This is a genomic window from Paraburkholderia madseniana (assembly GCF_009690905.1).
Taxonomy (GTDB): Bacteria; Pseudomonadota; Gammaproteobacteria; order Burkholderiales; family Burkholderiaceae; genus Paraburkholderia; species Paraburkholderia madseniana.
Genome location: NZ_VOSW01000063.1, coordinates 44,171 through 54,257, shown reverse-complemented (window position 1 = coordinate 54,257; position 10,087 = coordinate 44,171). Strand labels below are relative to the sequence as shown.

9 protein-coding genes and 1 pseudogene are annotated in these 10,087 nt (G+C 59.2%); 5 read left to right on the top strand and 5 right to left on the bottom strand.

Annotated elements, in window-relative coordinates; translation table 11 throughout:
* Window positions 1-84 precede the first annotated feature (84 nt).
* The 4 genes from FSO04_RS29125 to FSO04_RS29110 form a co-directional block, all read right to left on the bottom strand.
* Window positions 85-1,806 carry an adenylate/guanylate cyclase domain-containing protein gene (locus FSO04_RS29125; RefSeq protein WP_267905057.1) on the bottom strand — a complete coding sequence of 574 codons (1,722 nt, stop codon included), beginning with the start codon at window positions 1,804-1,806 and terminating at the stop codon, window positions 85-87.
* A 406-nt stretch (window positions 1,807-2,212) separates the two neighbouring features.
* Entirely contained in the window at window positions 2,213-3,244 is a 1,032-nt protein-coding gene (locus FSO04_RS29120; protein WP_154565002.1) for a LuxR C-terminal-related transcriptional regulator, read from the bottom strand.
* 46 nt (window positions 3,245-3,290) lie between these two features.
* Entirely contained in the window at window positions 3,291-3,518 is a 228-nt protein-coding gene (locus FSO04_RS29115) for a hypothetical protein (RefSeq protein WP_154565000.1), read from the bottom strand.
* Window positions 3,519-3,627: 109 nt separating this feature from the next.
* On the bottom strand, window positions 3,628-4,551 hold the full coding sequence (locus tag FSO04_RS29110) for a LysR family transcriptional regulator (RefSeq protein WP_154564998.1): 924 nt from the start codon (window positions 4,549-4,551) through the stop codon (window positions 3,628-3,630).
* A 174-nt stretch (window positions 4,552-4,725) separates the two neighbouring features.
* Between FSO04_RS29110 and catA the strand changes: the two genes are divergently transcribed.
* From catA to benD, 5 genes are all read left to right on the top strand, one after another.
* Complete coding sequence (catA, locus tag FSO04_RS29105; RefSeq protein WP_154564996.1) at window positions 4,726-5,661, top strand: catechol 1,2-dioxygenase; 936 nt, start codon at window positions 4,726-4,728, stop codon at window positions 5,659-5,661.
* 113 nt (window positions 5,662-5,774) lie between these two features.
* Window positions 5,775-7,133, top strand: a complete 1,359-nt coding sequence (locus FSO04_RS29100) for a Rieske 2Fe-2S domain-containing protein (RefSeq protein ID WP_154564994.1) — start codon at window positions 5,775-5,777, stop codon at window positions 7,131-7,133.
* The gene (gene benB, locus FSO04_RS29095; protein WP_154564992.1) at window positions 7,130-7,618 is read left to right on the top strand and encodes a benzoate 1,2-dioxygenase small subunit; all 489 of its coding nucleotides are present in this window, start codon (window positions 7,130-7,132) and stop codon (window positions 7,616-7,618) included. The genes FSO04_RS29100 and benB overlap by 4 nt, the downstream gene beginning before the upstream one ends.
* A gap of 40 nt (window positions 7,619-7,658) precedes the next feature.
* On the top strand, window positions 7,659-8,681 hold the full coding sequence (gene benC / locus FSO04_RS29090) for a benzoate 1,2-dioxygenase electron transfer component BenC (RefSeq protein WP_154564990.1): 1,023 nt from the start codon (window positions 7,659-7,661) through the stop codon (window positions 8,679-8,681).
* A complete protein-coding gene (benD, locus tag FSO04_RS29085) occupies window positions 8,678-9,454 on the top strand; it encodes a benzoate diol dehydrogenase BenD (protein ID WP_154564988.1) in 777 nt (258 codons plus the stop codon). Before benC ends, benD begins: the two co-directional genes overlap by 4 nt.
* A gap of 352 nt (window positions 9,455-9,806) precedes the next feature.
* Here the strand turns inward: benD and FSO04_RS29080 are convergent.
* Window positions 9,807-10,037 (bottom strand): annotated as a pseudogene (locus tag FSO04_RS29080) (ABC transporter permease subunit); the annotation flags it as partial.
* Between the last annotated feature and the right edge of the window lie 50 nt (window positions 10,038-10,087).

Genomic DNA, 10,087 nt, shown 5'->3' with positions numbered 1-10,087 from the left:
TATATAGTGATATCTTTATACTTAGATCGATAATTGATTATTTTTTTTTTTTTAGATGTGTATAAGAGACAGCGCTTCTTCTATCTAGCCAGGCAATCCCGCCTGACGGAGTGCCTCCGACCAGATCTTGCCGGTCTTGTATGCGCCGCTAGGCGAGCGTTCAAGATAACGTCGCACCGTCAGCGCCGGCTCGATGGCCAGCACTTCGCCGACCGTCAAACGCGCCGCCTCGACGTTGCCGAGCAGCGACTGCGCAATCGCCAGCGCACGTAACGTGGACGTGTTGGTACGGTTCACCCGCAGGGACCGTTGCGCCAGTTCCACCGCGCGTTCGTATCGGCCCGCGGATAGCGCGGCCGTTGCGCCTAGCGACTCGTAGAAATAGCGCAAGGGATCGAGCGGCGAAAGCCTGAGGGCGTGCTCAGTTGCGTCGACAGCCTCCTCGCCCTCGCCTTCGAATGCGTGCAGCGTGCCTTTGAGCAGCCATGCAAGCGAATCGTTGGGATTGACCGAGAGCGCGAGCGCGTAGCGCTGCTGCGCGACGTCGAGCTGCTTGAGCAGATTGGTGTGCACGAATCCGTCGATGGTCAACGCGAGCGAACACTCAGGATCGGCGTCGAGCGCGCGCCGCGTGCATTCGAGCGCCACATTTGCTTCGCCGCTGCGGTCATCGGTCCAGCCGCGATTGAAGCGCAAGACATGCCACTTGGCGAGCCATGCATGCGGCAATGCCTGTCTGCCCGCGCGTTCGATCACCACGTCCAGCATGTCCCGCGCACGGTTGAAGTCGTCCGCCACGCCGCGGTGCATCAGCACGATGGCGCTCATCAGCAGTGTCGAGATTTCGAGCGTGGGCAACGCCTGCGATCGTGCCCGATGCAGTTCGCGATTGATGATCGCATTGCTGACCCCGCCGACCACCCGGCCGATCAGTTCGTCTTCACCGAGCATGATCTCGGACGTGCGGCCTCTGATGCTCTCCGTCCACAAAATGTGACGCGATTTGGCTTCGGCGAGCTCGGCGACGAGCACGAACTGATCGCCCGACATGCGATATGCGCCCGACAGTACGTAACGCGCGCCGAGAAACCTGCTGATTTCGTCGAGTGATGCGCCGCGCTCGCGAAACGCGGTCGTGGACAAACGCGAGATCACCAGAAGCTCGGCCGTGCGAGACAAGGAGGAAATGATCTCGTCGGCGAGCACTTCGCCGAGCATCTGCTGTTCGACGTCGCCGCCACGCAAGACGAACGGAATCACCGCAATGGTGGGCCGCAGCTCCGGCAAAAAAGCGGCACCACGCTCGATCAGCGGACGTGGACCGGGCGGACCGATCCGATAGGCGTGCACCGGATGCTCGAAATGCTTCAGATGGCATTCGCCGAGGTCGTCGATTTCCGCGTCCAGTTCGGAAGTAAGCTGATCCCGTACCTGCGCGGACACCACGATCTCTCCCGGTCCCGCCAGCGTGTAGAGGCGCGCCGCCAGGTTGACGCCGCGACCGTACACGTCACGCTCGTCTTCGTACAACTCCGTGATGTGCAAGCCCATCCGCAAGAGCATGTGCTTGCTCGCCGGCTCGCCTGCGTTGACCTCGCGCGACGCGCGCTGGATCGCGAAGGTCGCGGAGAGTCCATCCTGCAGGCGCACGAACGTGACCATGAGTCCGTCGCCCTCAGTTCTGATCAGGCGGCCGCCATGCGCAGGCACAAACTCATTCTCGATCTGCGCCTTGAACGCGCGCCAGCGCCGCGCTGCTTCGACCTCGTTATCCTGCATCAGCCTGCAGGACTCAACGAGATCCATAAACAGTACGGCGCGAACGACACAAACCAGTCCATCCGGCGAACGGGGGAAATCTGCCATCACTTTTAATCAAGCCATTTTTTGCGTGCACGGGTCTTATACGCAACGGACTTAACTGTCCCTGCGCATTCTTTCAAATGTCACGTCGGAAGAGCTGCGCCCACGCAAGCGCAACCTTTCAGCGTTGAGCCGAAATGCTCGAAATGGTGAATCTCGCCGCCTGACGGAGCGACGCGAACGCGCGGCCGATGTCTTCAGGAGACTGGCGATTTGTATGTGTTATAGGTCAAAAAAACATTGGAAAAACGGCTTTTTTCACCCGCCATCCGCTTTATGTCAGTCGATATCGGACAAAGCCGAAGCACACTGAAATACCGTGTCTGCAATAAACGTTCGACAGTCGCAATTAATGCCTCGTGCGCAGCTTATCTGCCTCCAATCGGCGGGTAATCAAGTGGATCAGATAGGTGGCGAATTCCGGGTCCTGGTAATAAAGTCGCATCGCGTCGGTCGACGAGACCACCAGCAACTCGCATTCGCTCTTGCAACGCGCCGTGCACGTGCGCCGATGGTCGGGAGAGAAGAGCCCGATTTCGCCCAGTATCGTGCCCTGCCCCACCTCGATGCCGATCTCCTCGAGCATGACCGTTCCGTGCACCACGTAGTAAAGCGCATCGCTTCGGTCATCTTTGTGAAAGAGGACGTGGCCGGATTGAAAACGGGTGGGCGTCGTATAAGTCAGCAGCCGACTGATCGAAAGCTGGCCGTCCAGCGCCTGGTGAAGTTGCACATCGCCGACCTTCTGCAACCGCGCCGCGGCAACGCTCGCCTGCCCCCGACTTCCGACCTTGAGTGCTTTGTACACCGTATATAAGTGCACTTTTACGGTGCCTTCCGTAATGTTCAACTGTCGCGCGATTGACTTGTTCGAATCGCCGCGCGCCGCGAGCGCCAGCACCTGCAGTTGGCGAGGCGTCAGAAAGTGGGGATTGGGATCGGCCGCGACGGCGGACCTTTGCAGCGCGTCGGTGGAAGCGGTAGCGGCGGTGGCCGCCGACCAGCGAATGGCCGACGGCAGATACCGCCCGCCGGCAACGAGGAGGCGCAGTGCATCGACCAGTGCATTGCTCGACTCCGATTTACCCAGGTGACCTGCAACGCCTGCCGAGATGAATTGCTCGACGGCCTGAGGATCGACCGAGGTCAGCAGCGCAAGCACCGGCACGTTCGGTGCACCGCGATGAGAAGCGCTTGCGGTAGTGAGCGCCTCCGGCAGATAGTCACCGTCGAGCACGAGTACGTCGACCGTTTGCCCGCTATCGATAGGGCTCAACGTGTAGTCGGCGCATTTCACTTCGGCGCCGTCGGCCACCTCGCCGAGCAGACGTGCGACGCCATCGCGAAACAAACCTGCGGGCGCAATGAAAAGGATCAGCATGAGCCGTGCGCGCCAGACGTGGCGCCTCGGACTGATCGACCTCTCTTCACGACAGCGAGGCAAGCATGATCGACAATCTTTTGATGTGAGCCCTGAACGCGTCGCTCGCTTCCCGATCGGTTGTCGGATTCAGGTGCGAAGTCCCCGCGAGTTCGACCTGCTCATGAAAATCGTTGGCGACCGCGCGTCTGATGTCCGGTGGTAACGACCGTACGATGGAGACCAGTAAAGCCTCTTCGGCGTGAATCATGCCCAGAATCGAATGAGTGTCCATGGAAGAATCCCCGTTGAAGGCGTCGTAAGTACACTCTAGTACACGCCGGTCAATCGTTTCAGGCTACCTGGGAGGTTTCCTACTGATGGCCTCGGACAGTAAGCGAGTATCACCGCCCGGCATCGTTACGGGGCGCGTAAGGCACCCTTTCCTCCTCGTACAACCGATAGATGAGTTCAAGCAGTTCCCGAAGGTCCCGCGACTCGTCGAGCATTCGCGTGCTCATGATGATTGGGGAAACCAGAGTGGGGTCGTCCAGTTCCTTGTAACTCACGTCGTCTCGCTTCAGGCCATACACGCTACTCGGAACGACAGCAATTCCTTCCCCCGCTGCGACCAGGCCTAGCGCAATCTGCAACTCCCGTACTTCATATATCCGGCGAGGCTTGAGACCACGGTCTGCGAATGCCGACAGCACCTGGTCTGCATAACTGGGCCGCGGCGCCTTGGGGAAAATAATCAGCGTCTCGTTGATCAGGTCGCTGAGCGCGAGGACGGGCTTGCCCAATGAGAGTGCATGGCCCTCCGGGAACGCAACAATCATCTTCTCCTCGCGAAGAATCACCCGGCGGATGTTTGCGTCCTCATGGCGGATACGGCCGAACCCGACATCGATCTGGCCGTCTTTCAGCGCGCGAATCTGGTCCATCGTCGACATCTCATGGAGGCTGAGTTCGACGGTCGTGTTCTCGTCGCGAAAGCGCCGGATGATTTTTGGCAGCATGCCGTACAACGTCGAACCCACGAAACCGACAGAGAGGCTGCGCTCGATGTTGCCCACACGCCGCGTCATTGATTCGAGTTCGGACGTCTGAGCCAGCAACTGGACGGCATGAGCATAGAAAAACTTGCCCGTCTCCGTTAGCTTCAACGGGCGCGAGTCGCGCTGGAATAACTGCACCTCGAGAATCTCTTCAAGTTGCTGTATCTGACGGCTCAAAGGCGGTTGGGCCATGTTCAGCCGCTGCGCCGCGCGCGTGAAATTACGTTCCTCGGCTACGGCGACGAAATAGCGAAGATGGCGCAGCTCCATTTCAATACCTTGTAGATATAGACCAATACTAAATCAGTGTTGGACGAGGCCTTCCGGCGTCCACTATTCTGCATTCACACTCTGTTTCAGCACCAATTATACCTTTCAAGCATATCCAAGAGGGTGCTAAACCAAGGGTTTACCCCCAAATAAAATAGAGATTCAGGAGCAGACATGAGCGTCAAAGTGTTTGATACGAAGGAAGCGCAGGACCTGTTAAAGGCTGCTGCCAACGTCGGTAGCCAGGACGGCAGTGCTCGCGCCAGGCAGATTGTCCATCGCCTGCTGGGCGATTTGTTCAAGGCCATCGACGACCTTGACATGACGCCCGACGAAATCTGGGCCGGCGTTCACTATTTCAACAAGCTCGGCCAGGACGGCGAAGCGGCGTTGCTTGCCGCTGGTCTCGGTCTGGAGAAGTATCTCGACATTCGCATGGATGCAGAGGACAAGGCTGCTGAAATCACCGGCGGCACGCCGCGCACTATCGAAGGTCCGCTGTATGTCGCCGGCGCGCCGGTGCGCGATGGCGTGTCCAGGATCGACGTCAATCCCGATCCGGATGCAGGCCCACTCGTCATCCGCGGCACCGTGACCGGCCCGGACGGCAAACCCGTCGCAGGCGCAGTGGTCGAATGCTGGCACGCTAATTCAAAGGGCTTCTATTCGCACTTCGACCCGACCGGCGCGCAGAGCGAGTTCAACCTGCGCGGAGCGGTCAGCACGGGTGCCGACGGTAAGTACGAATTCCGTACGCTCATGCCGGTAGGCTACGGGTGCCCGCCGCAGGGCGCGACCCAGCAATTGTTGAACGTGCTCGCCCGCCATGGCAACCGTCCGGCGCATGTGCACTTCTTCGTCACCAGCGACAAGTACCGCAAGCTGACGACGCAAATCAATATCGAGGGCGACCCGCTGATCTGGGATGACTTCGCCTACGCGACCCGCGAGGATCTGATTCCGCATGTCGTCGAAAAGACCGGCGGCACTGCGTTGGGTATGACGGCTGACGCGTACAAGGAAATCGAGTTCAACATCGAGTTGACTCCGCTGGTTCAAGGCAAGGATAACCAGGTCGTCCATCGTCTGCGTGCGTCTGCTATCGCCTGACCGCTGAACGCGGCAGCTACGTCGTACCACTGCTGCCGCTCAATCCTTCGCAAGAATCTTTCGACACCGATGCGCGTGCTCCATCACCTGGCGCACGCGTAGGGAGAGCACTCATGTCTGCAATTATCGACAAAGCCTCGCAACTGGATGAACTGCTGCATACCGCCGTTCAGGACGACAAGCAAAACGGTGTATTCCGTTGCCGCCGCGATATTTTCACCAACGCTGATCTGTTTGAGCTCGAGATGAAACACATCTTCGAGAGCAATTGGGTGTACCTGGCTCACGAAAGCCAGATTCCCGACAACAACGACTACTACACCACCTGGATTGGCCGCCAGCCCATCGTGATCACTCGCGACAAAAGCGGAGAACTGCACGCGGTCATTAACGCCTGCGCGCACAAAGGCGCCATGCTTTGCCGGAAAAAGCACGGCAACAAAGGCACTTTCACCTGTCCGTTCCACGGCTGGAGTTTCGCCAACACCGGCAAGCTCCTGAAAGTGAAGGACGTGAAGACCACTGAATACCCGGTGCAGTTCAATACCAACGGCTCGCACGACCTGAAAAAAATCGCGCGCTTCCAGAGCTACCGCGGCTTCCTGTTCGGCAGCCTCAACGCGGACGCGATGCCGCTGGAGGACTACCTCGGCGAGACCAAGGTCATCATCGACCAGATCGTCGACCAGGCCGCGAACGGGTTGGAAGTGTTGCGAGGCAACTCCTCGTACATCTACGACGGCAACTGGAAGATGCAGATGGAGAACGGCTGCGATGGCTACCACGTCAGCACCGTGCACTGGAACTATGCCGCGACGATGGACCGCCGCAAGGTCGATGGCACGAAGGCTGTGGATGCGAACAGCTGGAGCAAGTCGGTAGCCGGCGTGTACGGCTTCGACCACGGCCACATTCTGTTGTGGACCAAGACGATGAACCCTGAAGTGCGACCGGTTTATCAATACCGCGAGGAAATCAAGGCACGCGTCGGCGAAGTGAAGGCGGATTTCATCGTCAACCAGACTCGAAACCTGTGCCTGTATCCGAACGTGTTCCTGATGGACCAGTTCAGCACCCAGATTCGCGTGGTCCGCCCGTTGAGCGTAGACAAGACCGAAGTCACCATCTTCTGCTTTGCCCCCAAGGGCGAGAGCGCAGCCGACCGCGCTACCCGCATTCGCCAATACGAGGATTTCTTCAACGTCACGGGAATGGGCACCGCAGATGACCTTGAAGAGTTCCGCGCGTGCCAAGCTGGCTATGCCGGCACCACGGCGATGTGGAACGACCTTTCGCGCGGCGCGCCGTTGTGGGTCGAAGGTCCCGACGCGAACGCGAAAAGCATGGGCATGAAGCCGCTCATCTCGGGCGAGCGCAGCGAAGACGAAGGCCTGTTTGTGTGCCAGCACGAATACTGGGTTCAGGTGATGCGCGACGCACTGAAACAAGAACGCGAGGAGGCCGTGGCATGAGCTTCGACTACCCAAAAATCTGCGCCACGCTGTACCGCGAAGCGCGCCTGCTCGACGACCGCCAGTGGGACGAATGGCTCGCCTGCTATGCCGAGGACGTCACCTACTGGATGCCGGCGTGGGACGACGACGACCAGCTCACCGATGATCACGAGAGTCAGATTTCGCTGATGTATTACCCGGACCGTGGCGGCCTGGAAGACCGGGTGTTCCGCATCAAGACCGAACGCAGTAGTGCGTCGATGCCCGAACCGAGAACCAGTCACAACGTCACCAATGTAGAAGTGCTGGCCGAACGCGGCAATGAAGTGGACGTGCGCTACAACTTCGACACGCTCAGCCACCGCTACAGAATCAACGATCATTTTTTCGGCACGATGTTCGTTACTTTGCGAAAGGTCGACGATGCCCTGTTGATTGCCAGCAAGAAAATTGTGCTGAAGAACGATTACATCCGCCAGGTACTCGACATTTACCACGTTTGATGTCGAGCCCCGGGAGGAAACTGGAAGTAGAGGAGACAACATGTCCAGCTACAACATTGCACTGAACTTCGAAGACGGCGTGACCCGCTTCGTCGCATGCAAGCCGGGCGAGAAGGTGCTTGATGCCGCCTTTCGCGCGAAAATCAACCTGCCAATGGATTGCTCCGATGGCGTGTGCGGTACCTGCAAGTGCCGCGCCGAGAGCGGCAACTATGATCTTGGCGACGATTACATCGAAGACGCGCTGAGCGACGACGAGAAAGACAGTGGCCTTGTACTCACCTGCCAGATGGTGCCGCAAAGCGATTGTGTGATTGCCGTGCCGGCCTCTTCCACTGCGTGCAAGACTGAACAGAGCCGGTTCGCCGCGACGGTATCGAAGGTGGAGCCGCACAACGATGCGGCCGTCGTGCTCGAACTGGACGTGGATGCGACCGCGCCGGCATTCCTGCCGGGTCAGTACGTCAACATCGATGTTCCCGGCAGCGGCCAGCATCGTTCGTATTCTTTCTCATCGGCGCCGGGGCAATCGAAAGTCAGTTTTCTGATCAAGCGGATTCCCGGTGGCGTGATGAGCACCTGGCTCGATTCCGCGCAGCCTGGCAACAAGCTGGAGCTGACCGGGCCGCTCGGTAGTTTCTATCTGCGCGCAGCAGAACGGCCGTTGCTGTTCCTCGCTGGCGGCACGGGCCTGGCGCCGTTCCTGTCGATGCTGGAAGTACTGGTGCGTGCCGATTCGCAGCAGAAGGTCCACCTGATTTATGGCGTGACCCGGGGCCTCGATCTAGTGCAGGTCGATGCAATCGAAGCGTACCTGGCGAAGTTGCCGAATTTCACCTACGCCACCGTCGTGGCCGACACGGATTCGACTCATCCCCGCAAAGGTTGGGTGACGCAGCACATGCCGGCCGAGGCCTTGAATGATGGTGATGTCGACGTTTATTTGTGCGGGCCGCCACCGATGGTCGATGCAGTGCGTAAGCATTTCGACGACAACGGCGTGAAGCCCAACAGCTTCCACTACGAGAAGTTCACTCCTAACGCAGCACCGAGGACCGCATGAGCACGCAACGATTTGCCGGCAAGGTCATGGTCGTCACTGGCGCGGCACAGGGTATTGGTCGCGCCGTAGCGCTTCGTGCGGCCGCGGAGGGCGGCAAGGTGCTGTTCGTCGACCGCGCGGAGTTCGTCTCTGAAGTTGCTGCTGAAGCAGGTGGCGCGGAGACGGCAGGCTTCGTCGCCGACCTCGAGACGTACGAAGGCGCGGCATCGGCGATGGCTTTTGCAGTGCGCAAGTTTGGCGGCATCGACATACTGATCAATGGCGTCGGTGGCGCGATTCGCATGCGTCCATTCGCCGAGTTCGAACCTGAGCAAATTGACGCGGAAATTCGCCGTTCACTCATGCCCACGCTGTATGCCTGCCATGCTGTGTTGCCGCACCTGCTCACGCGTGGCGGTGGGACCATCGTCAACGTCTCATCGAATGCCACGCGCGGTATCCGCCGCGTACCGTATTCGGCGGCCAAGGGCGGTGTCAACGCGATCACGCAGTCACTGGCGATGGAGTACGCGGAGCACAACATCCGTGTGGTCGCCACCGCGCCGGGCGGGACCGACGCACCGCCGCGACGCGTCCCTCGCAATACCGCCGGCGACAGCGAGCAGGAAAAGATCTGGATGGGCGACGCGGTGAGGCAGGTCACTGAATCAACCTTTCTCAAGCGCTACGGCAGCATCGACGAACAGGCCGCGCCGATTCTGTTCCTCGCTTCAGACGAGGCAAGCTATATCACGGGCACGGTGTTGCCAGTAGCCGGCGGTGACACCGGCTAAGCCGATTCAAGCTGCGCCCCTCTCCTCCCTGAACAGGTAAAGCGCCTCCTGTATGGGCCGGTCGGAGAAAGAGAACAAGACGCTGTCCTCGTCTGCCTCGTGCTGGACGTGATGCCACGACGGGACGACGAAGATATCCCGCTTGCTCCACTCCACGACAACGTCGCCTCCAATCCGGCTACGGCCCCTCCCTTCGATCGGCACAAAGACGGTCGCGTCGGTTGAGCGATATGCTTCCGTCGAAAACCCCCTTGGCAACAACTGCATGAAAGTAGCCATTGTCGCCATCGCATACTTCCCATTGTTTGGGTTGACGTATCGCATCTTCAATCCATGGCAGGGATCCCAGTGCGATCGATACGATCAGCGTAATTGCAATGCTCGCCACGACCAAGGAGATTCCGCTGCCTGCAAGCAGCGTGAAGCAGGTCACAGCGATGAACGCGCTCACCATGTATATATCGCCGTGAGCGAAGTTGATCATGCCGATAATGCCGTAGACCATCGTGTAGCCGATCGCGATCAGGCCGTAGACGGCGCCCAAGGTCAGCCCATTAATTAGTTGTTGCAGTGCCTGGCTCATGTCCTCTCCGGTGAATCTGCTGCAGAGGCAGCGCAATAGAGCGACGCACC